The sequence below is a fragment of the Allobosea sp. P1_A7 genome (genome assembly GCF_056406775.1).
Map to the genome: position 1 here is coordinate 12,773 of NZ_JBFTZN010000049.1, position 21,486 is coordinate 34,258.

The window sequence follows — 21,486 nt, forward strand, 5'->3', positions numbered from 1 at the left end:
ATTAATTGGTCGGCTGGGTCGCGCGTGTTTCGCGGAGCCAGTCCATCGCCTGATAGCTCCAATATGTGACCTGTGCGGCAGCGACGCCGGCAGGGCCGCCGTTCCAGGCAAGCCCAAATGGTGCGAACAAGCGAATACGATCCGATTGCCCGGTAATCGCTTCTGCCACCACACGCCCGCCAATCGCCGTCGTATTGAGCCCGTGGCCCCCAAAGCCAAGGCAATGCCAAACGCCAGACTGGAGCTGGCCAATCTGGGGCATGAGATGGCGGGCATAAGACATCAGGCCGGTCCAGGCCGTTTCGACCGCGACGTCAGCCAATTCCGGATAGGTTTCGACCATACTCTTGCGCAGCATCTGGGCCAGGCGGCGCGGCTCGCTTGTACGCGCCGTGATGCGACCGCCCCAAAGCAACCGACGGCCGTCATCGACCAGGCGGTAGTAATCGCTGGCGCGTCGATCATCGCCCACGCCTGCTCGGATACGGATGCTGTCCGCGAGCGCGTTGGGGGCTTCCTCCGTAATCAGGACGTAAGTCGCAATCGGCAATTGGCTGCGACGCAATTGCGGCACAAGACGATCAGTATAGCCGCCCCCGGCGAAGACGACATGCTCGGCGCGGACCTCACCGGTCGTGGTGCAAACGACCTTTTCGGGTGTGTCGAGCCGTGTCGAGAGCGCCCGCGAGCCTTCGAAAATCCGACCGCCGCCGGCCTCGATCGCGGCAGCAAGCGCACGGGCATAGTTCAGCGGATGGATGTGGAAGGCCTGGGGATCATAGAGCGCCTGAAAATAGCGCTTTGAGACGAGTTTTTCGCGTGTGGTCGCGGTGTCCCAGAAATCCAGCCCGTAGTTGTGGCGGGTTTGCAGGCGTTCGCGCGTGCGCTGCATGCTATCGGGGTCGTGATAGCGGATGACGCGCAGAATGCCGTCGACACGTTTCGCGTCGGACATACGGAAGTCACGGATGTTGTCGGCGACGATGGTCATACCTTCGATCGAAAGGTCGTGGAGCTTGCGCGCCGGTTCCTCGCCGAGCAGCCGTTCCAGGGATGATAGGCCGCGCGAATAGCCGGGGCTGACGAAACCGCCATTGCGCCCCGACGCACCCCAGCCAACCGCCTGCGCATCCAGCACCACGACGGACCGGCCTGCGCGCGTCAGTTCGAGTGCGGTAGTGAGGCCCGCGAAGCCGGCGCCGACGATGCAGACATCGGCTTTCTCTGACCCGGTGAGGGGCGGCCGCGCGCGACGATCGGCTAGCGTGCGCGTGTAATAGCTGTCGATATAAGGCGTCATCTGGGATCCGGAAACGAGAGGTTTTTTGGCCAAGGCGCCCGTGTCGGCTGGGTCACCAGCCCACGGCGTAGGAGGTGCGCCTGGGGTCGGCGGCGCCAGCTTTCACGCCCGTCGCGTGCTCATGTTGGATGGCGCAGACAGCGCCGGCGCGCAGCGTCCAGTCCGGCCAAGCCTGGATGTCATGCCCCCGGTCCGCGAGTTCGCGAACCGTCGCATTGTCGAAGCGGCCTTCCAAGGCAAGACGGCCCGGGAAATAGGCATGCGGCTGGAAAGCGCCGGGGAAGCTGTAGCTGGCGAAGCGGGGTGCCTCGACAGCGACCTGCAGATCCATGCCGAAGACGAGCCGGTTCAGCAGGACCTGCACCATGGCCTGGCACTGCACATCCCCACCCGGAGTGCCGAAGGGCATCGTCCAGGCGCCGGGCTTGATCGCTATTGCGGGATTGCACGTCAGGCGTGGCCGCACGCGTGGCGCGACCTGTGCGACATGGCCCTTCCTGGTGAAACTCTGCGTCCCGCGAGAAGACGGGCAGAGCCCGGTGCCGGGAACAAGCACGGAATCGTAGGAAGTATCGCTCGGTGTTGCGGCAAAGGCATTGCCGTGCTTGTCGACGACGCAGACGAAGGAGGTGTCGCCGGGGAGTTCGGGCCAGCCGGTAGAGGCTGGCATGGCATTGGGGGCACCCGCGCCGAAGGATGGTGGCGGCATCTCGGGCCAGGCCTGCCAGTCCCTCAGCAAGCTGCGCCGTGCCGCGATGTTCTCAGGCCCGAGCAACACATCCAGCGGCACGTCGACTTGGCGCGGATCGCCGTAGAACTGTTCGCGGTCGGCAAAAGCAAGCTTCAGCGCTTCGGTGACGCGGTGCACATAGGCCGGCGAGTTGTGGCCTAAGGCCTGCAGTTCGTCGGATTCGAGCAAGGCCAGGGCCTGATGGATCACCGGCCCTTGCGTCCAGGGCCCACAGGTATGAATCTCGGCGCCGGCGAAGCTGCGGACGACCGATGGCTCGATCGCCGCCTCGAAAGGGGCCATGTCCTCGAAACGCAGCCAGCCGCCCTCGCTTCTGTGAAAGGCATCGATCGTGCTCGCGATGTCACCTCGATAGAACGCATTATGGACAGCTGTCAGGCCGGCGATGCGGCCGTTGCCGGAAGCCGCACGCTCCTCGTCGACCAGGTATTGGAGAGTCCGCGCGAGATCGGTTTGAACGAAGATCTCCCCAACCCGCGGCAGGCAGCCGCCCGGCAGGAAGACGGCTGCGTTCGACGGCCAATTGCGATAATCGGCCTCATGATCGGCGATCATGTCAGCGAGCAGCGGGTACATCACGAAGCCGTCGCCGGCGAAGCGGATGGCGGCCTGCGCGACGTCGCCAAAGGACATCGTGCCAAAATGCTGCAGAGCCTTGACCCAAGCCGAGGGCGCGGCCGGCACCACAGTGCGGAGTAGGCCGGGCGGAATCAGGCCGCCGTACTCGCGCAGGAATACCTCATGGTCCGCCAGCGCCGGCCAGGGACCAATGCCGCTGATCGTCTTGGTGCGGCCCGATTTCGCGTCATAGACGATGATTGGCGCGACGCCGGCGAAATTGACGAGATCGCACTGCACGACGCCGAGAGCGATGCCCGCCGCGACGCCCGCATCGGTGGCGTTGCCGCCCGCTTCCAGAATGGCGAAGGCTGCGTGCGCCGCAAGATAATGTCCGGCGACCGCCATATGCTGCGTGCCGAACAATGTCGGGCGAAAAGCGCCTGTCGTTCCGATGGTCAACCCAGGATCAATTGGAGCAACATTCATTACATTGGCATCCTTGGCAGAAAATAGAAGCATACCTTGTATCTATGTTAAAGCAATATTTGCGCTTGCATCGCTATTACGGGAACGTATACTGAATTACATCAACCATTATTGATTGGATCGCTTGCAATGATCATCGGCCTTCTGCGCGAACTCAAGCCAGATGAGCGGCGTGTCGCGCTGCGGCCCGTGGAAGTGAGGCGACTGGTCGAACTGGGGCACGAGATCGTGGTGGAAACCCAAAGCGGCGTGGCTGCGGGCTTCGGCGACGATCTCTATGCGGGGGCAGGCGCTCGGATCGCGGCGGCTCCGCAGGTCGTCTTTCAGGACGCGCGGCTGCTGGTTAAGGTCCATGAGCCGCAGCAGCATGAGCCGGCTTTGCTGAAGCGCGACCATATCCTGCTCGCCAGCCTGTATTGCGAGGCCAATCGCGCCCGCCTGAATGTTCTGCTCCAAGCGGGGGTCACGGCCTTTGCCGTTGAGCACGTCGTGCGGCCGCTCTCGGCGAGCAGCGCGCTCGGCGGCGAGATCGGCGCATTGGAGGGCGCGCGCCTGCTGCTCGCCCCACATAGCGGCACAGGCAAGCATTTCGCCGGACATTTCGGGCTGGCTCCAGCGCGCGCGCTGGTCATCGGACTGGGCACGGCGGGGCGGGGCGCATTGCGAGTGCTGCTCGGGCTGGGCATGTCGGTCGCGGGCTTCGACATCGATTGCCTGGCGCTCGAGCAATCCAGGCTCGACTGGCCCGGCCGCGACTTCACGGCACTGCATGTCGACAACCTGCCGACGCATCTCCCGGAAGCCGATCTCGTAGTGAACTGTGTGCTCTGGGACAAGACGCGGCGCGACCACCTGATCACCCGCGCGATGCTCGGCGAGATGAAGCGGGGCGCCGTCATCGTCGATGTTGCGGCCGATCGCGCCGGTGCGATCGAGACCAGCATGCCGACGACCTGGCTGAGCCCGGTCTATCAGGTGCAGGGCATCACGCATTTCTGTGTGGAGAACCTGCCCAGTGCCAGCCCGGAAGCGGCCTCCACCGGCTATTCCCGCATGATCTTCGAGGCGGTGGCGTCGATCGCCGGGCATGGCCCGATCGAAGGTGCACGGCGCGATCCGACGTTGGCACGTGGGCTGGTCTGCAGCGATGGCAAGCTGCTTCATGCCGGCGCGGCGCAGCTGCAGGGCTTGACGCTGACCCGGCTCGACGCACTCTAGCTTTGCGGGCGCGAGCTTCATTGCACGCCGGCGAGATGGCAGGCGGCGAAGTGCTCGGCGCCGAAACTACGCAATTCCGGCACAGTGGTCGTGCAGCCGTCCTCGCGCAAGCCGCAGCGGGTGTGGAAGCGGCAGCCCCGAGGCGGATTGAGCGGGCTCGGAATATCGGAATGAAGCACGATGCGCTGGCGCCGCAGCGCCGGATCGGTCGAGGGCACGGCCGAGAGAAGTGCCTTGGTATAGGGGTGCTGCGGATTGTTGTAGATGTCGCGATAACTGCCGATCTCGACGATCTGGCCGAGATACATCACTGCGATCCGGTCGCAGAGATGCTCGACGACGGCGAGGTCGTGCGAGATGATGATGTAGGAGAGCTTGAACTCGGCCTGCAACTCGACCAGCAGGTTGATGATCTGGGCCCGGATCGAAACGTCGAGCGCTGAGACCGGCTCGTCGCCGATGATGACCGAGGGTTTCAGGATTAGCGCGCGCGCGATGCCGACGCGCTGGCGCTGCCCGCCGGAGAATTCATGCGGATAGCGCTTGGCTTGATCGGGGCGCAGGCCGACCTTCTCAAGAACATAGGCGATGCGATCTGCCCGCTCCTTCGCCGAACTCACGCCATGAAGACGCAACGGTTCGTCGAGCGAGCGCGCGATCGTCATGCGCGGATTGAGCGAGGAATAGGGATCCTGGAACACCATCTGGATCTGGCGTGCAAAGGCGCGGCGATCGCGTCGGTAGAGGGTTTGGACCTCGACATCGTCGAGACGCACCTCGCCCGAGGTCGGCTCGAGGAGGCGCATGACGGCAAGGCCCATGGTCGACTTACCGCAGCCGCTCTCGCCGACGATGCCGAGGCATTCGCCGCGCTTGAGCGAAAAGCTAACGCCGTCGACGGCACGCACGGTACCAGCGGAGCGCTGGAATAGGCCGCCGCCAAGCGGAAAATGGACCTTGAGGTCCCGAACGGAGAGGACGGTATCGCTCATCTCGCGCCTCATGATTGCGCCTGTTCGAGCCAGCAGCGGACCTGGCCGCCGCTCCTGCGCGCCAGCAGCGAGGGCTCGTCGACGCGGCAGCGATCCATGACGTTGTTGCAGCGCGGGTTGAAGCGGCAGCCCGGCGGCAACTCGGACAAGGCCGGCACGATGCCGCGGATTTCCTGAAGTGGCGCGCGGCCATGCAGCGAGCGCTCGCCGAGCCGCGGCAGCGAGGCGATCAGCGCCTGCGTATAGGGGTGTGCGGGCCAGGCGAAGATATCCTCCGCCTTGCGCTCCTCCACGACCTTGCCCGCATACATCACCAGCACGCGTTCGGCGAATTCGGAGACGAGCCCGAGATCATGCGAGATCATCAGGATCGCCGCGCCGGTTTCCTCCTGCAATTCCCGCATGAGCTCGATGATCTGGGCCTGGATCGTCACATCGAGCGCGGTAGTCGGCTCGTCGGCGATCAGCAGATCGGGCTTGCAGGCCATCGCCATGGCGATCATGACGCGCTGCTTCATGCCGCCGGAGAGCTGGTGCGGGAATTCCTCGATGCGTTTTTCAGGCGCCGGGATATTGACGCGGCGCAGCRCCTCGATGGCCTGGCCCCAAGCTTCCTTGCGGCGCATGCCGAGATGCAGGGTGAAGATCTCGGAGACCTGCTGGCCGATGGTCAGGACCGGGTTCAGGGCCATCATAGGCTCCTGGAAAATCATGCCGATGCGCCGGCCGCGGATCGCGCGCATCGCTTTGGGAGGCAGCGACAACAGATCCACACCGTCGAACAGGATGCGACCGCCCGAGATCCGGCCAGGCGAGCGGATCAGGCGCATCAGCGAAAGCGAGGTCACGCTCTTGCCGCAGCCGGATTCACCGACCAGCGCGACCCGCTCACCCCTGCCGATCGAGAACGATACGCCGTCGACGGCACGTAYTGGTCCCTGCCGCGTCATGAATTCGGTCTGGAGGCCCTGTACGTCGAGCAGTGCCGCGCGATCTTCCGTCGGGTTGATCATGGCGTTCACCGGCGCGAGAGCTGGCTGTGCGGATCGAGCACATCCCGCAGGCCGTCGCCGAGCATGTTGAGCGCGAGCACGCAGAGGAAGATCGCGCAACCCGGGAACATCGAGATCCATGGCGCGGTGAAGATCTCGTCGCGCGCATCCGAGAGCATGCTGCCCCAGCTTGGCCAGGGCGGCTGCACGCCGAGACCGAGGAAGGAGAGCGCCGCCTCGTTCAGGATCGCCGCACCGATGCCGAGCGTGGCGATCACGATGATCGGGCCGACGATATTGGGCAGAATCTGGGTCAGCATGATTCTGCCATGGCCGTAGCCGAGCCCGCGCGCCGCCTGGACATAGGGCAAGGCGCGCGCCGTCAGCACCTGCGAGCGCGTGATCCGGCAGGTATAGGACCATTGCGTCACGCCGAGCGCGATCAGCAGGTTGACGAGGCCGGGGCCGAGCAGCGCCATGATCGCCAACGCGAAGACGAGCGAGGGAATGGCAAGCATGACATTGGTGATGCCGGAGACGAGATCGTCCCACCAGCCGCCGAAATAGCCGGCGCTCAGGCCCAGAACGATGCCGATCACCGAATTCGCGAACTGCACGAGCAGGCCGACCGTCAGCGAGACGCGGGCGCCATAGAGCACGCGCGAGAGGATGTCGCGGCCTTGCGCATCGGTGCCGAACCAATACTCGCCGCCGGGCGGCTGGCCCGCCGACATCAGGTCGGCATCGAGCACAGGATCATGCGGCGAGATCCAGGGTGCCAGCATTGCAAGCGCCGCGAACAGGCCGAGCGTCAGGATGCCGAAAAACAGCGCCTTGCGCTCCAGCGCGGTCTTGAGAAGCGCCTTCATGTCAGTCTGATCCGCGGGTCGATGCGCGAATACAGGATATCCGTGCCGAGATTGACGATTAGGAAGAAGACCACGATCAGCACGACGCAGCCCTGGATCACCGGCAGGTCGCGCTGGAACACGGAATCAACCAGCAGCGAGCCGATGCCCGGCCAGGCGAATAGTTTCTCCACCACCACCGTATGCCCGAGCAGGGAACCGAACTGCAGGCTGGCGGTCGTCAGCACCAGCACCATCGCGTTGGGCGCGACATGCTTACCGTTAAGCTTCAGCTCCGACATGCCCTTGGCGCGGGCGGTGCGGACATAATCGGCGTTCAGGATCTCGATGACGGCGGCCCGCGTCGATCGCGCCAACAGGGCCATGTAGCCGAAGCCGAGCGTCAAGGCCGGCAGGATTAGATTGACGGTGGCGCCATCGCCATAGCCGAAGGGCGGCAGGATGCGTAGCACGACTGCGCCGACATACATCAGGAGCAGGCCGAGCCAAAATTGCGGCATCGAAACGCCCGAGACCGCCCCGACCATCGATAAGCCGTCGAGCCAAGTACCCTGTCTCAGCGCCGCCATGAAGCCGACGGGGACGCCGAACAGTAGCGCAAAGCCCATGCCGGCGAAGGCGAGCTTGAGCGAGGGCCAGATGCGATCGCCGACCATCTTCGAGACCGGCTCGCGCGACTTGAACGAGGTGCCCATGTCGCCCTGGAGCAGGCCGCCGATATAGCGGCCGTAGCGGACGGGCATCGGCTGATCGAGGCCCAGCTCGACGCGCATGCGCTCGGCCACTACGGGATCTACTTCCCTGGCCTCGCCGTCGCTCAGCATACCGACCGAGCCCGGCAGCACGTTGAGTACGAAGAAGATGATGAAGGTCGCGGCAAGGATCGTCGGGACGGCCTGCCAGAGCCGCCGCAGCACGAAGGACATCATCGTTGAACCATCGCAACACCAGGAGCGGGCGGCGAGCGCAGGCCCGCCGCGTCAGGACGCGGCACGCTCACTTCGCGTTGGCGCGCGGCGAAGTATCGTCGAGCCAGAGATATTCGGGGTACTGGTTGGTCAGTTCGACGGCGTTTGTCTGCACCCCCTTCAGCCAAGGCTGATGCACCAGAACCGCCTTGTTGTAGTTGAACAGCCAGATCGGCGCATCCTCGACGATGACGGCGTCGACCTTCTTGAGCAACGCCGTCTGCTCGGCCTTGTCCTTTGCGGCGCTGGCCGCGTCGATCAGGGCGTCGACGCCCTTGTTCTTGTAGTCGAAGATGTTGCCGCCAGCGCGGCTCGTCGTCGAATGAAAACGCTTCATCGCGGCCAGCGGATCGGGGCCGGAAGCAAGCGACCAGATCGCGGCGTCGAAATCACCCTTCTGGAAGAGCAGGTCCTGGCCGACGGCGTTCTCGACGACCTTCGGCTTCACGGTGATGCCGACCTTGGCGAGGAACGGGATCGTCGCCTCGACGATCGTGCTGCCGAAGGACTCGTTGTTGGTTGTCACCAACTCTACGGTGAAGCCCTTCTCGTAGCCGGCCTCCTTGAGGAGCTGCTTGGCCTTCTCTGGATCGTAAGGGTAGCCCTTGATGTCGGGGTTGTAGGCCGAAGAGGTCAGCGGCAGCCAGCCCGTGGCGCGATAGGCCTTGTCCTTGACCAGCTTGCTGATGATGACTTCCGAATTGATGGCGTAGTTGATCGCCTGTCTGACGCGCTTGTCCTGGAACGGCTTGAAGCGCGGGTTGAGGGCATAGAAGCGCGTGCGGTATTCCGCGACCTCGACGATGTTCTTCGAGAACTCTGGATCGTTCTTATAGACCGGGTACTGGGCGGAACCGAGTAGGTTGATGTCGATCGTCTTGGCGCGGAAGGCGACATCGCGCGCCGCGGCCTCGCCCATGATGTTGTAGATGATATGGTCGAGATGGGGCTTGCCCTTGTAGAAATCGTCGAACCTGTCGACGACGATGCGGCTTCCCGCTGTCATGCTGGCAAATCGAAACGGACCGAGGCCGACCGGTGCGTTGGCGAAGCCCGGACGCTCAACCTCCTCGCTCGGCAGGACCGAAACCTCCGGCCAGAACAGGTACTGGGCGGGGTCCACGCGATCCTTCAGCGTCACGCGGAGGGTCACATCGTCGACAGCCTCGAGGCCGGAGATCGACTTCGCCTTGCCGGCCTCGAACTCCTCGGCGCCTGCGATGATGCGCAGATAGCGCGCGCCAGCGAAGGTGCCCTTGGGGTCGAGGACGCGCTGATAGCTCCAGATGACGTCGCCGGCCGTCATCTTGCGGCCGTTGTGGAAGCGGATGTTGTCGCGCAGCTTGTAGGTATAGACCATGCCGTCGGGCGAAACGGAGACGCTCGTCGCCAATTCCAGGACCGGCTCGTTCTTCTCGCTGCTCCAGGAGTAGAGCCCGCGATGGATCGCGAGCGAGACGATGCCGTCCTGCGCCCGCGCGGAGGAATGGATGTCGAGCGTGGTGATGCTGGCGCCATAGGGCAGGACCAGCGAAGCCGTGCCGCCATCCCGTTGAGCATAGGCCGGCGCTATAGAGGCCAGCAGGGCCAGCGTGCTCAGAAATGCCTTGATGCGCATTGTTTCGTCCCAGTCCCTTACCGGCTCCGGCTGATCCGGAGTCCTCATTCACGCAATTCGCTTGAAGCGCGATATATACACAGCCTATGTGGCGCTGGACGAAATCGCTAATGATACCCCCAATAAGCGTCAATCAATTTATAATCTATCCCTGTCATAGAGAAAAACTATGGATGTTCGCTCGCTTGCCTATTTCGTCGCCGTCTACGAAGAACAGAGCTTCAGTCTCGCCGCGCGCCGATGCACCGTCTCCCAGCCCTCGATCTCAGCTGCGATCCGGCAACTCGAAGAGCATCTCGAATGCCAGCTCTTCATCCGCAACGCGCGTGGCGTCAGCCCGACCTCGGCCAGCGACCAGATTTTTCAGACCGCCGTGCGATTGATCGCGGAGTTCGGCTCGCTGAAGGCGATGCTGCGTCGGCCTGTCGCGACAAAGCCCGTGCGCTGCGCCGTGATGCCGGGCCTCTCCGGCGAGCGCGTCTCCGGCTTCCTGAAGGAGGCGGCGATTGCGTCTCCGGAACTCTATTTTGAGCTGCAAAGCGAAGGCAGCGCATCCGAGATCATGATCGTCTCGGAGGCGGCCCTGTCCGAGGACGAGGTCTTCCACCCGCTCTGGCGCGACAGCTATCGCGCCGTGGTGCCGGTMGGTCATCCCCTTACGATGCGCGAGGAGGTGACCATGGCCGCCCTCGCGGAGGAACCGATCGTGGTGGCGAACTGGACGGACGCGCCCGGCTCGCCCCACCGCGCCTTTCAGGACAAGGGCATCGCGCTTGCGCGTATGTCGGTCGCCCATTCGCATCAGGACGCACTCGCCATAGCGGGCGCTGGATTCGGCGTGGCTATCGTACCTAGCTCAGAGCCGATCAGATTGGGCCTCGCCGCCCGCGAGATCGATGACATGAAGGTGGAACGCAACGTCGGACTGAGCTGCGCACGCTCCTACCTATTGCCGAGCGGCCTCTCCATCGCGGTGAATATCTGCCGATTGCGCTGGCAGAGCCGCTAGCTTAATGACGGTTTGCGGTCAAACTCGCGATCGCAATGTCCGGAACTTGCGCATTCAGACCGGCCGGCGTTGTCACGCCGGGACGGCGCCCTTTGAACAAGGGGATTTCTTTGGTCTCAGGCGCACAAAGATTGGCACCGCGAGGCGCTAACTTGGCACCGAGAAGCACAAAGAATGGCACTAGCTGAGGATCGGTATCTGCTCGTGTGAGTGGAACCGTGGTTTGCCATTTTGACGCTTCGGCGCGCCGCAAATGACGCAACAGCCTGCCGCACTAGCGGCAGGCTCCTTTCAGGAGCCTTCAACAGCGGAAGGTCGTAGCGACCGGTGTCTGAAGTGAGAAACATGCGAGACAACCACGCTGCGCGAGCGTGAAGTACCGAGCTGCTTGTGTAGGCGCTCCGGAAGTTTGGTCGGATTCTACCGGAAGCGTGTCCCAATGTGAGCGGAAGTCCGCCGTACCCATAAAATCCCCCGCCGCCTAGTCGCGGCGGGACCTCACGCCAGGAACATGACTTTCGCAGACCTCCGTCCCAAACCGAGGTCGATCGCTCTGGGGCTTCGGCACCGTCAGGGGAGTCGTACGTCGTTGGAGAGGGCACGGGTTGATGTTGCCGGGGATCTTCTCAAGAGCGTGATCCCTCGCGACAGTTTCCGAACACCGGAAGTTCTCGAGGCCTTCTCAATCGCCAACGAATGGCGTGAACGGCACCTCGTTGCGATGAGGCAAATCCGAGCCCAGCTCGCGGCTACGAATCGTGCGCTCGAAACCGGCGGTGTCACGGCCGCGCGCCTCAAGCGCATGCCAGCAATCCGAAGGAAGCTTCGGAGACTGAACCATAAGCTTTCCGAGATTCAGGACCTCGGCGGATATCGCGTCATCCTACCTACCATCGAAGACGTCAGGCGTTTCAGTGAGCGCCTCCAGCAGTCCGATCGTCATCAACTCCTTGACACCAACGACTACATCCATAGGCCGAAGAAGGATGGGTACCGCTCCCTCCACCTCCTGCTCAATCATGATGATCAGCGCTTTCCCGAGCAGAAGGGGCTGAAAATCGAGCTTCAGGTGCGTACCCATCTTCAGCATGCCTGGGCCACGGCAGTAGAGGCGCTCGGTCTTTATCTGCGCGTCAATATTAAAGGCGGAGGCGGAAGTGAGTCATGGCGCCGCCTCCTGATGCTGATGTCCTGCGAATTCGCCGAGAGTGAGGGCTGCCCCCCGGTTCGCAGTGCACCGATTGGAGAAGAGCGTCGACGCGAAATCGTCGAGCTCGACCGGCAGCTCGGCGCTCAGGCTAAGCTCGACAACCTCGCGTACGGCTTTCAGGTCATCGAGCGTTATGTGATCGATCGCTTCGCGAAGTACCTGCTGCTCCGGTACGATCACGAGGCCAAGACGATCGACGTTGAGACCTTCACGGAAGCGCCGGACACCGAGATATCGAACGTCGCCTGGCCGTAGACAGTGCCGATGATGAAGACCCCGCGAGCGATACGGTCTTGGTCAGTCTCCGCCAGCTCAACGATCTAAAGAAGGCATTCCCGAATTATTTCGGTGACGTCAGGGTTTTCCGAGAACAGCTCGGACACATCTGCCGCGGTCGCGGAGTGGCGACATATGACCTTCCGAGGCAGGCGCTCGTGCCGCCCCGGCCTCGTGAAGTAGTTGATCCAGCTTGGTTGACGAGGCTCTCGTGCGAGTGATCGCCTAGCCCTTCTTTGTCAATGCGCAAAGAAGGCGATTGCGGGACGCGTTAGCACAACTCGTCCCGCCCGACGGCCTTGGCTTTCGACCTCAAGCAGATTGCCTTCCGACCCCAGGACACCCGACTGGCCGCTGCAACGGAAGGATGTGCGAATGGCCGAACGTTTGACCAAGACGGGAGCGCGCAACGTCTTCTATGGCGGCTCGATCTTCTTCTTCGCCATCTTTGTTGGGCTAACGGCCCACAGCCACTGGTTCATGCGCACCAAGTCAACAGACGAATCGACGCTGACCCCGGCAGTCGCGCGCGGCAAACATGTCTGGGAGCGAAACTCCTGCATCAACTGCCACACGCTGCTCGGTGAGGGCGCCTATTTCGCGCCCGAGCTCGGCAATGTCTGGAAACGCTWTGGCGGCGACCGCGACACAGCCGGTGCTCGCGAGACGCTGAAAGCCTGGATGGGCGCACAGCCGACCCGGATCGAGGGGCGGCGCCAGATGCCGCAATTCAATCTCACCGACCAGGAACTGAACGACCTCGCCGATTTCCTGGAATGGACGAGCCGTATCAAGACCCAGAACTGGCCGCCCAACGACGCCGGCTGAGACGCCTAGCGCGGAGACTGTCATGACGAGATACAAGACCCAAAACGTCGCGATGCTGTATTTCTACGGGGCACTTGCCCTCTTCGTCGCGCAAGTCGCATTCGGCGTGCTGGCGGGAGCAATCTACGTGCTCCCCAATACGCTCTCTGAGCTTCTGCCCTTCAACATCGTGCGGATGATCCACACCAACGCGCTGGTCGTCTGGCTGCTCCTCGGCTTCATGGGCGCGACCTACTACCTGCTGCCCGAAGAGGCCGAGACGGAGCTCTACAGTCCAAGGCTGGCGGTCATCCAATTCTGGATGTTCTTCATTGCGGCAGCGGTCGCGGTCGTTGGCTACCTGTTCCGTATCCATGAGGGGCGCGAATTCCTCGAACAGCCCTTCGCGGGACTTGCGGTCTTCTTCCTCTTCGCCTTCTACAACCCCGCTAACCTCGCGCTCGACAAGATGTACTGGTGGTACGTCATCCATCTCTGGGTCGAGGGTGTCTGGGAGCTGATAATGGCTTCCGTGCTCGCCTTCCTGATGATCAAGCTTAATGGCGTCGACCGTGAAGTGGTCGAGAAGTGGCTCTATGTCATCGTCGGGCTGGCACTCTTTTCCGGCATCCTTGGCACCGGCCATCATTATTACTGGATCGGCGCGCCCGGTTACTGGCAGTGGATCGGCTCTCTGTTCTCGACCCTGGAAGTCGCCCCGTTCTTCACCATGGTGATCTTCACCGTCCAGATGACCTGGAAGGCCGGCCGCAATCACCCCAACAAGGCCGCGCTGCTCTGGTCGATCGGCTGCTCGGTGATGGCCTTCTTCGGAGCCGGTGTCTGGGGCTTCCTGCACACGCTTTCCTCGGTGAACTACTACACCCATGGCACGCAGGTCACCGCTGCCCACGGGCATCTCGCCTTCTTCGGTGCCTATGTGATGCTGAACCTCGCCATGATGGCCTATGCCATCCCAGAACTGCGTGGCCGCGCGCCCTACAACCAGTGGCTCTCGATTGTGAGCTTCTGGATGATGGTGACGGCGATGTCGGTGATGACCTTCGCGCTGACCTTCGCCGGCGTCGTCCAGGTCCATCTCCAGCGCGTCCTCGGCCAATCCTTCATGGAAGTGCAGGACCAACTCGCACTGTTTTACTGGGTGCGTCTCGGCTCCGGCGTCATCGTGGTCATTTCAGCACTGATGTTCGTCTGGGCCGTGCTGGTCCCCGGCAAGGTGCGGCGCGAACAGCCCCTCGGGCGTGTCCAGCCGGCGGAGTGATATCATGCGCAACCCAGACAATCCTCCGATGGGTACACCTGCCATGTCGTTGCCCGATCAGATGCTGCCGTCTTGCGGCAGCGTCTCGCGCGCACCGGATATCCCGGCCTATACGGCCAGCGGCAATGAGAGAGCCCTGTTCGAAAAGGCTTGGGAACGGCGCCTGCCACTCCTGCTCAAGGGGCCAACCGGCTCCGGCAAGACGCGCTTCGTCACTCACATGGCTGCAAGTCTCGGGCTGCCGGTCTTCACCGTTGCCTGCCATGACGATCTCTCTGCGGCCGACTTGACCGGACGCCATCTGCTCAAGGGCGGCGAGACCGTCTGGGTGGATGGGCCGTTGACGCGCGCAGTCCGCGAAGGCGGTCTCTGCTATCTCGACGAGATTGTGGAGGCCCGCAAGGATGTCGCAGTGGTGCTGCACCCGCTGACCGACGACCGCCGTATCCTGCCGCTGGAACGAACCGGCGAGGTGCTCACCGCCCCGCCCTCCTTCATGCTCGCGGTCTCCTACAACCCCGGCTACCAGAGCCTGCTAAAGAACCTGAAGCCCTCGACCCGCCAGCGCTTCGTCTCGATCACCTTCGACTTCCTGCCGCACGATCGAGAGATCGCCGTGGTCGCAGAGGAGAGCGGGCTAAACGAGACTGCAGTCGCTCCGCTCGTCGATCTCGCGCGACGGCTACGCGGCCTCAAGGGCCAGGACCTGGAAGAGGGCGTCTCGACCCGGCTTCTGGTCTATTGCGCCAGCCTGATCGATGCAGGCCTGCCGCGACGCGAGGCGGTCATCTCGGCGCTGATCGAGCCGTTGACCGACGAGCCAGAGGTGAAGGCTGGGCTGATGGAGATCGCCCGGGCCGTGCTGGACTGAGAGGGCCATGCTGGATTTCCTGGAGTTCGAGGAGACGGTCGGGCGCTTCTGGCACCGGCTTGTTGGCGAGACCGCGAGTTGGCCGCGCCATCCCGAGGCCGCCGTGACGCTATCGCAAATCGCCCCAGTTCTCTCCGTTTGCTTTCGCGGGTTCGGCGGCGAGCACGGCGTGAGGCTGGCGCCGGTCCGCGGGCGCAGCGCCGCGCACCGACTGAACTGGCGCCAGCGCGTCGGTCTCGGCGAGGAGCGGCTGGCCCAGCCATCGCGGACGGCCGACAACCTGCATCTGCCCCCGGAGATCGCGCTCTTCGCCGATCCCGCGTTGAATCGCGATCTCTATCTCTGGCTCGTCGCCTGTATGGCAGTGATGCCGACCAGGCCCGTAACCGAGACGGACCCGCTACGACGCGACCTCGCTCTCATTGCCGCAGCGGAGCACCTAGTGGCATCTGTCCTTGCCGCCTTTCCGGGCATGAGCGAGCGTTATCGTCGGCTGGCGGCTGCAACGCTCGCCATCCGGCGGCGCGCGTCCCTTCCCGCGATCGAGGCCAGGGTCGAGGCCCTGATCCGCAGGCTTCTCGAAAACGGAGCCGCAGGCTCTGCGCCCCCGCCAGACAAGCCCGAGGACAAGGCACCGTCCGGCTATCTGCCCGCGCTCGCCGTCCCGCTATGGCCAATCGTCGTCGCGACGGAGCCGACAACCGCACGCCGCCGCGACGATGATCGACCGCCTTCGGCCGCTGCGCCCGAGACCGGCATGCAGCATCATACAGCGAGCCGCGAGCAGCTGGCGGAGCATGACAAGGAGCGCAGCCCCTTCATCCTCAACCGCTTCGAGAAGATCCTCGCCATGTCAGAAATGGTGCGGGTCGACCGACCATCCGACGACAGCGACGACCACGACCCCCAAGCGGCCGACGAGCTCGACGACATGGTGCTCGGCGAGCGCAAGGGGCGCCCCGCCTCGCGCTTCCGTTTCGACCTCGACCTGCCGCCGGAAGCGGTCGACCCCACGCCGCTGACCGGGGAGCTGACCTATCCGGAATGGGATTTCCGCACCGGAACCTATCGCGAGAACCATTGCCGGGTGGTGGTCGGCACCGCGAGCGGCGGAGCGCCTTGCGTGCCCCCCGATGATGCGACGCGCGCCTTGGCGCGCCGCGTGCAGCGCCAGTTCGAGGCGATGCGGCCCTGCCGTGAGCCGCAGCGGGGCCAGATCGACGGCCCGGATCTCGATCTCGACGCGGTGGTACGTCGGCAGGCCGATCTTGCAGCAGGTGGGCCGGGCACTGATCGCATCTATCTCGCCAGCCGTCCGCAAACCTTCGACCTCGCCGTCACCACCCTCCTGGATGTGTCGCTGTCCACCGATTCATGGTTCGACGACCTGCGCGTGCTCGATGTCGAGAAACAGGCACTCTCCGTGCTCGCTCATGGGCTCGCCGCCTGCGGAGACCGCCATGAGATCCTGAGCTTCACCTCGCGCCGCCGAGACTGGGTGCGGATCGAAACGCTCAAGCGCTTCGACGAACCGATGGGGGAGGCAGTCGAGGCGCGCATCGCGGCGCTGCGGCCCGGCTTCTACACCCGTATCGGCGCCGCGATCAGGCATGCCAGCGCCCGGCTCAAGCGCCAGCCTGATCGCCGGAAGCTGCTGTTGGTGCTGACCGACGGTAAGCCGAACGATATCGACCACTATGAAGGTCGCTTTGCCATGGAGGACACGCGCAAGGCGGTGGCCGAGGCGCGCTGCGCCGGGCTCGTCGTCTTCGCTGTCACGGTGGACCGCGAGGCGCGCGCCTATCTGCCCTTCCTGTTCGGGCAGCACGGTCATGCCATCGTCTCCAGACTGTCTCGGCTGCCGGCTGCGCTGCCGGCGATCTATCGCTCGCTCGCGGCCTAAKGAGGGTCTCATGACCGACGCCCAGTTCGGCCTGATCGTCGCCACCCCCGCCATCATCGTCATGGCCGTGCTGCTCTACCGCATGGGCGTGCTGCAAAAGAGCGGAGTGGCGACCGCGATCATCTGCAGCTTGCTCATCGCTGTCGTCCTCTACCTTGAGCAGTAGTAAGCCGGACTCGCGAGGATTCTGACGATATGAATCTACAAGACGCTAGGTCGCTGGCGCGAGTATCCGAAGAAATCAATATAGTTTGTCAACAATCGGCTCTTGAAGCCTTCGAGATCGCGAAAATTCAGATCTTATGCTGACGGGCTATAATCCGGATTTGATCCCGTTCGTCAGCAAGGGTGGCACTTCTGGCGAAAGCCGCGACCGGGCGAGCCATGCTATCCGCGTCCTCCGTAGAGTTTAGATGGCCCAGATCGTAAACGCCGACCGGCGCCTCTGCCGAGGCTCAGTTGAGTAATGGCGTGCCTATTAGCGATGAGCTACGCAACTGACCGCTTCTTTGAGCTTCAACAAAGTTGTTTCTGCCCCGACGGCTTAGGTTGTGCTTGTCCGACGGCCAACTGGCGTCTGCAACGAGGGTCCAACTATGGAAATTTCGAGATTCGAGCCACTTGATGTGCGCACGATCCCGCCGACTGTCCGGCACGCCACCATCTTCGGCATCATCGAGCAGCTGCAGCCTGGGACGGCCTTCTGTATCGTGAATGATCATGATCCGGTCCCGCTGCGCCGCCAAATTGAGGCGCGTTATCCCGGCGCCTATGTGTGGACCTATATCGTCGAGGGTCCCCATCTTTGGCAGGTTGCAATCGAACGCACTGATCATGCTGCCGATCACCGGACCGAGGAGCCTTCCGATGGCTGTGGCGGCCATGGCGAAGGCAATCACTGTACCTGCGGCAGCTAACACTCGTCCCCTTGCGAAGGAGCCCGGTCGTGCCGATTGCATCGCTCTCTCGCTGGACGATGAGTTACTTCGCGGCCGCGCTCGTTTGCCTATTTGCGGCCGAAGCCATGATGGTGGCTGGAATTAGCTACCCGGCATATGGGCTCGCCGAGCCCGCCACCCTCATCACTGTCCATCTACTGTCGATCGGCTGGCTCAGCCTGGTCATGGCTGGCGCCTTGCTTCAGTTCGTGCCCGTTCTAGTCGCACGTCCTCTCTCCTGTCCGCGATTGGCGTTACCGGCTCTTGCCCTGACGCTGGGGGGGCTCGCTGGGCTCTGCGCTGGTTTTGCGTCCGTATCTGGCATGCTGCCATTCGCGCCGGAATTGCTGCCGCTGTCGGGCCTGGTGCTGTTGGCGGGCTTCAGCCTGCTCGGCATCATGCTCGCCATTACGTTGTTGCGCTCTCGTCCCCTGACACTTCTGCCTCGCTTCGTGCTCGTCGGACTCGCCGCCCTCGCGGCCACGGGACTTAGCGGGTTTCTATTTGCCTGCATCCTCGCAGGGCATCTTTCTGCCCTGCCTTTTGCTGCTTTGCTGACGGACGGTTTGTCCCTGCACGCGATGCTCGGCCTCGGAGGCTGGCTGAGCTTCACTGCCTTCGGCGTCAGCTACAAATTGCTGGCCATGTTCATGATGACGCCTGACACCGAGCGTCGGACCACGCAGTTCGTTCTGGTTGGCGGAACGCTTTCGCTAGGACTCGCGGCGGGCGCCTTCTTCTTCATCACTCTCGAACAGGGGCGAGCCGGACTGGCATTTCTTGCCATGACCGGCCTTGCGCTTGTTACCCTGCTTTACGGTGGGGACATGATTTCCCTCTACCGCGCTCGCCGCCGCAAGGCACTCGAACTCAATATGCTGGCGAGTATCGTCGCCTTTGCGGCGCTTGGCCTGTGTGCATTGCTTCTGCCGATAGTGTTGCTCTGTGGAGCCCCTGAGCCGTGGGTTGCCGCTCTGGTCTTCCTGCTCGTTTTCGGATGGTTGAGTGGACTGACGCTTGCTCAACTCACCAAGATTGTCTCGTTCATGACCTGGCTCGAAGTGTTCGGGCCATTGCTCGGTCGCGTCGCGCCCCCACGGGTCGCGGACCTTCTCAACGCGAAGCGCGCGCGTCACTGGTTCTTTCTCTATTTTGTGGGTGTTATGCTTGGAACCGTCGCGCTCGCCGTCCAGGCAGGCAGCATCTTTCAGCTCGCCTCGCTGCTGTGCCTCGCCGGCACGGCTGGCATCGTCGTGGAACTTGTCCGTATTCGCCAGCTCGCCGAATTGATCCCTGCCAGCCGGACGGCGGGTGGCGTGCCTCGGCTTTTCTTACCTCAGCCCATTCGGAAAGGACCCGTTCATGGCAGCTTCAACGAACCCGCCCATCCGCGAGCTTGATGTTCGGCCGATCCTGCAGGCGGGAGGCGAACCCTTCCAAGCGATCATGGACGCCGTAGAGGCATTGAAACCTGGCGAGAGCCTCAAGCTCTTCGCTCCGTTTCGGCCCGTGCCGCTGTTTTCAGTCATGGCCAATCGTGGCTTCGGCGCCAGCGATCGGCCACTGGACGGCGGAGACTGGGAGGTGATCTTCACGCCGGTCGAAGTTGAACAGCAAGAGACATCGCTTGCCTTCGGTAGCAGTCCGTCAGCAGCTCACTGGCCCGATCCGGTTGAAGAATTAGACCTCTGCGATCTTGAGCCACCAGAACCGATGGTGCGCATTCTCGAAACGATGGAAGAGCTACGCTCCGGAGAGACTTTGTTCGCGCTACTGGCTCGTGAGCCATTGTTCCTCTTCCCGGAACTGGCGAAAAGAGGACATGAATGGGCCGGCAATTTCGATGCCAGCGGAACGGCCTACCGCCTACTGATCCGCCATGGCGGCAAGGCCTCATCATGACGGCGACACTCGACGCTGAGATCCGTAACGCTTTACGCGATGTTATGGATCCTGAATTGGGTCGCAGCCTGCTCGACCTAGGATTGATCTATTCGATCGAGACCAGCCCGGACGGCGGCGTACGGATCGCAATGACTACCACGGCCAGAGGCTGCCCGCTGGCGGGCTTTCTGAAGGACGCGGTCGAAATGCGCGTTAGCGCCGTCGAGGGTGTCTCATCGGTCGAGACGTGGCTTACCTACGACCCTGTCTGGACGCCCGCGATGATGGCGAACAACTGAATAGGGCGAAATATTGACTTTTGTTGTGCCGCAACAAAGAACGTCTCCCTCAAGTCTCTACAAAGGTGATGACCGGTAACGACCGGCCGTTCCGTTAGGAGACACGTCATGGGCGAAGACTTCAAGCTGACTCGGCGCAGCATCCTGGCAGGTGCAGCAACATCCGGAGCCATCGTGCAGGCTGTGATGGCCCCCCAGACTGCAGAGGCTGCCCCGGCGCCCCTCGTCAAGGCCAGCGCCGCCGACATTGCCAAGCTTCCCCGAGTCAAGGTCAAGCTCGTCGACCCGCCCTTCGTCCACGCCCATGAGCAGGTGGCCACGGACGGTCCGAAGATCGTCGAGTTCGAATTGAAGATCGAGGAGAAGAAGATCGTCCTCGATGCTGAGGGCACGGAAACCTTCGCCTTCACCTTCAATGGCACCGTGCCGGGACCGCTGATGGTCGTCCACGAGGGCGATTATGTCGAGCTGACGCTCATCAATCCCGAAACTAATGAGCTGATGCACAATATCGACTTCCATTCGGCTACCGGCGCCTTGGGCGGCGGCGCACTGACGGAAGTCAATCCGGGCGAAAGAACCGTGCTTCGCTGGAAGGCGACCAAGCAAGGGGTGTTCGTCTACCACTGCGCCCCTCCCGGCATGGTCCCATGGCATGTCACTGCCGGCATGAATGGCGCCATTATGGTGCTGCCGCGCGACGGCCTGAAGGATCATCAGGGCAAGTCGCTGAAATACGATCGGGTCTACTATGTCGGCGAACAGGATTTCTATGTGCCGCGCGACGCGAACGGAAAGTACAAGCGCTATGCCAGCGCCGGCGAAGCCCATGAGGATGTGCAGAAGGCGATGCGCACGCTGACCCCGAGCCACATTGTCTTCAACGGCAAGGTTGGGGCACTCACCGGCAAGAATGCGCTAACTGCGAAGGTCGGAGAAACGGTCCTTGTCATCCATTCCCAAGCCAATCGCGACACGCGCCCGCACCTGATCGGCGGCCATGGCGATTATGTCTGGGCCACTGGCAAGTTCCGCAACCCGCCCGAGCTCGATCAGGAAACCTGGTTCATCCCCGGCGGCTGCGCAGGTGCAGCGCTCTACACCTTCCAGCAGCCCGGCATCTACGCCTATGTGAACCACAACCTGATCGAAGCCTTCGAACTCGGCGCTGCCGGTCATTTCAAGGTCGAGGGCGAATGGAACGACGACCTGATGAAGCAGATCCGCGCTCCCGTCGGGATCTGAAGTCGCT

The 21,486-nt window shown here is 63.0% G+C and carries 20 protein-coding genes; 13 read left to right on the forward strand and 7 right to left on the reverse strand.

Going from position 1 to position 21,486, the window contains the following annotated elements; genetic code table 11:
* Position 1: 1 nt before the first annotated feature.
* Positions 2–1,300, reverse strand: a complete 1,299-nt coding sequence (locus AC1D34_RS10935; protein ID WP_441507986.1) for an NAD(P)/FAD-dependent oxidoreductase — start codon at positions 1,298–1,300, stop codon at positions 2–4.
* Between the two features lie 52 nt (positions 1,301–1,352).
* A complete protein-coding gene (locus AC1D34_RS10940; RefSeq protein WP_441507987.1) occupies positions 1,353–3,071 on the reverse strand; it encodes a gamma-glutamyltransferase family protein in 1,719 nt (572 codons plus the stop codon).
* 156 nt (positions 3,072–3,227) lie between these two features.
* Here AC1D34_RS10940 and AC1D34_RS10945 point away from each other — a divergent pair, with 156 nt between their 5' ends.
* Positions 3,228–4,316, forward strand: coding sequence for an alanine dehydrogenase (locus AC1D34_RS10945; RefSeq protein WP_441507988.1), 1,089 nt, complete (start codon positions 3,228–3,230; stop codon positions 4,314–4,316).
* 17 nt (positions 4,317–4,333) lie between these two features.
* Here the strand turns inward: AC1D34_RS10945 and AC1D34_RS10950 are convergent, their stop codons facing one another.
* From AC1D34_RS10950 to AC1D34_RS10970, 5 genes are all read right to left on the reverse strand, one after another.
* Entirely contained in the window at positions 4,334–5,308 is a 975-nt protein-coding gene (locus AC1D34_RS10950; protein ID WP_441507989.1) for an ABC transporter ATP-binding protein, read from the reverse strand.
* Positions 5,309–5,316: 8 nt separating this feature from the next.
* Positions 5,317–6,321: an ABC transporter ATP-binding protein gene (locus AC1D34_RS10955; RefSeq protein WP_476824239.1), complete on the reverse strand. Its 1,005-nt coding sequence runs from the start codon at positions 6,319–6,321 to the stop codon at positions 5,317–5,319.
* A 5-nt stretch (positions 6,322–6,326) separates the two neighbouring features.
* Positions 6,327–7,085 carry an ABC transporter permease gene (locus AC1D34_RS10960; RefSeq protein WP_441508019.1) on the reverse strand — a complete coding sequence of 253 codons (759 nt, stop codon included), beginning with the start codon at positions 7,083–7,085 and terminating at the stop codon, positions 6,327–6,329.
* A gap of 80 nt (positions 7,086–7,165) precedes the next feature.
* A complete protein-coding gene (locus tag AC1D34_RS10965; RefSeq protein WP_441507991.1) occupies positions 7,166–8,098 on the reverse strand; it encodes an ABC transporter permease in 933 nt (310 codons plus the stop codon).
* 67 nt (positions 8,099–8,165) lie between these two features.
* Complete coding sequence (locus tag AC1D34_RS10970; RefSeq protein WP_441507992.1) at positions 8,166–9,755, reverse strand: ABC transporter substrate-binding protein; 1,590 nt, start codon at positions 9,753–9,755, stop codon at positions 8,166–8,168.
* A 169-nt stretch (positions 9,756–9,924) separates the two neighbouring features.
* On the opposite strand from AC1D34_RS10970, the gene AC1D34_RS10975 reads away from it, so the two are divergent.
* The 12 genes from AC1D34_RS10975 (at position 9,925) to nirK (ending at position 21,479) form a co-directional block, all read left to right on the forward strand.
* Entirely contained in the window at positions 9,925–10,764 is an 840-nt protein-coding gene (locus AC1D34_RS10975) for a LysR family transcriptional regulator (RefSeq protein WP_441507993.1), read from the forward strand.
* A 634-nt stretch (positions 10,765–11,398) separates the two neighbouring features.
* A complete protein-coding gene (locus tag AC1D34_RS10980) occupies positions 11,399–12,229 on the forward strand; it encodes a RelA/SpoT domain-containing protein (RefSeq protein WP_441507994.1) in 831 nt (276 codons plus the stop codon).
* A gap of 396 nt (positions 12,230–12,625) precedes the next feature.
* Entirely contained in the window at positions 12,626–13,078 is a 453-nt protein-coding gene (locus AC1D34_RS10985; RefSeq protein WP_476824240.1) for a c-type cytochrome, read from the forward strand.
* A gap of 22 nt (positions 13,079–13,100) precedes the next feature.
* Positions 13,101–14,339 (forward strand): cbb3-type cytochrome c oxidase subunit I, encoded by a 1,239-nt coding sequence (locus tag AC1D34_RS10990; protein ID WP_476824241.1) that lies wholly within the window; start codon positions 13,101–13,103, stop codon positions 14,337–14,339.
* A 61-nt stretch (positions 14,340–14,400) separates the two neighbouring features.
* Positions 14,401–15,210, forward strand: a complete 810-nt coding sequence (locus AC1D34_RS10995) for a CbbQ/NirQ/NorQ/GpvN family protein (RefSeq protein WP_441508020.1) — start codon at positions 14,401–14,403, stop codon at positions 15,208–15,210.
* 7 nt (positions 15,211–15,217) lie between these two features.
* Positions 15,218–17,113: a nitric oxide reductase activation protein NorD gene (locus AC1D34_RS11000; RefSeq protein ID WP_441507997.1), complete on the forward strand. Its 1,896-nt coding sequence runs from the start codon at positions 15,218–15,220 to the stop codon at positions 17,111–17,113.
* 10 nt (positions 17,114–17,123) lie between these two features.
* Positions 17,124–17,279, forward strand: coding sequence for a hypothetical protein (locus AC1D34_RS11005; protein WP_441507998.1), 156 nt, complete (start codon positions 17,124–17,126; stop codon positions 17,277–17,279).
* Positions 17,280–17,709: 430 nt separating this feature from the next.
* A complete protein-coding gene (locus AC1D34_RS11010) occupies positions 17,710–18,030 on the forward strand; it encodes a DUF2249 domain-containing protein (RefSeq protein WP_441507999.1) in 321 nt (106 codons plus the stop codon).
* 29 nt (positions 18,031–18,059) lie between these two features.
* Positions 18,060–19,451: a hypothetical protein gene (locus AC1D34_RS11015; protein WP_441508000.1), complete on the forward strand. Its 1,392-nt coding sequence runs from the start codon at positions 18,060–18,062 to the stop codon at positions 19,449–19,451.
* Positions 19,414–19,953: a DUF2249 domain-containing protein gene (locus tag AC1D34_RS11020; protein WP_441508001.1), complete on the forward strand. Its 540-nt coding sequence runs from the start codon at positions 19,414–19,416 to the stop codon at positions 19,951–19,953. Before AC1D34_RS11015 ends, AC1D34_RS11020 begins: the two co-directional genes overlap by 38 nt.
* Complete coding sequence (locus AC1D34_RS11025; protein ID WP_441508002.1) at positions 19,950–20,234, forward strand: metal-sulfur cluster assembly factor; 285 nt, start codon at positions 19,950–19,952, stop codon at positions 20,232–20,234. Before AC1D34_RS11020 ends, AC1D34_RS11025 begins: the two co-directional genes overlap by 4 nt.
* A 108-nt stretch (positions 20,235–20,342) precedes the next feature.
* On the forward strand, positions 20,343–21,479 hold the full coding sequence (nirK, locus tag AC1D34_RS11030) for a copper-containing nitrite reductase (protein ID WP_476776821.1): 1,137 nt from the start codon (positions 20,343–20,345) through the stop codon (positions 21,477–21,479).
* Positions 21,480–21,486 lie beyond the last annotated feature (7 nt).

Bases quoted from the DNA above. Each gene is read 5' to 3' on its own strand.
- AC1D34_RS10935 (WP_441507986.1), bottom strand. From the start codon at position 1,300: ATGACGCCTTATATCGACAGCTATTACACGCGCACGCTAGCCGATCGT.
- AC1D34_RS10945 (WP_441507988.1), top strand. From the start codon at position 3,228: ATGATCATCGGCCTTCTGCGCGAACTCAAGCCAGATGAGCGGCGTGTC.
- AC1D34_RS10950 (WP_441507989.1), bottom strand. From the start codon at position 5,308: ATGAGCGATACCGTCCTCTCCGTTCGGGACCTCAAGGTCCATTTTCCG.
- AC1D34_RS10960 (WP_441508019.1), bottom strand. From the start codon at position 7,085: ATGCTGGCACCCTGGATCTCGCCGCATGATCCTGTGCTCGATGCCGAC.
- AC1D34_RS10965 (WP_441507991.1), bottom strand. From the start codon at position 8,098: ATGATGTCCTTCGTGCTGCGGCGGCTCTGGCAGGCCGTCCCGACGATC.
- AC1D34_RS10970 (WP_441507992.1), bottom strand. From the start codon at position 9,755: ATGCGCATCAAGGCATTTCTGAGCACGCTGGCCCTGCTGGCCTCTATA.
- AC1D34_RS10990 (WP_476824241.1), top strand. From the start codon at position 13,101: ATGACGAGATACAAGACCCAAAACGTCGCGATGCTGTATTTCTACGGG.
- AC1D34_RS10995 (WP_441508020.1), top strand. From the start codon at position 14,401: ATGCTGCCGTCTTGCGGCAGCGTCTCGCGCGCACCGGATATCCCGGCC.
- AC1D34_RS11000 (WP_441507997.1), top strand. From the start codon at position 15,218: ATGCTGGATTTCCTGGAGTTCGAGGAGACGGTCGGGCGCTTCTGGCAC.
- AC1D34_RS11005 (WP_441507998.1), top strand. From the start codon at position 17,124: ATGACCGACGCCCAGTTCGGCCTGATCGTCGCCACCCCCGCCATCATC.
- AC1D34_RS11010 (WP_441507999.1), top strand. From the start codon at position 17,710: ATGGAAATTTCGAGATTCGAGCCACTTGATGTGCGCACGATCCCGCCG.
- AC1D34_RS11020 (WP_441508001.1), top strand. From the start codon at position 19,414: ATGGCAGCTTCAACGAACCCGCCCATCCGCGAGCTTGATGTTCGGCCG.
- AC1D34_RS11025 (WP_441508002.1), top strand. From the start codon at position 19,950: ATGACGGCGACACTCGACGCTGAGATCCGTAACGCTTTACGCGATGTT.
- nirK (WP_476776821.1), top strand. From the start codon at position 20,343: ATGGGCGAAGACTTCAAGCTGACTCGGCGCAGCATCCTGGCAGGTGCA.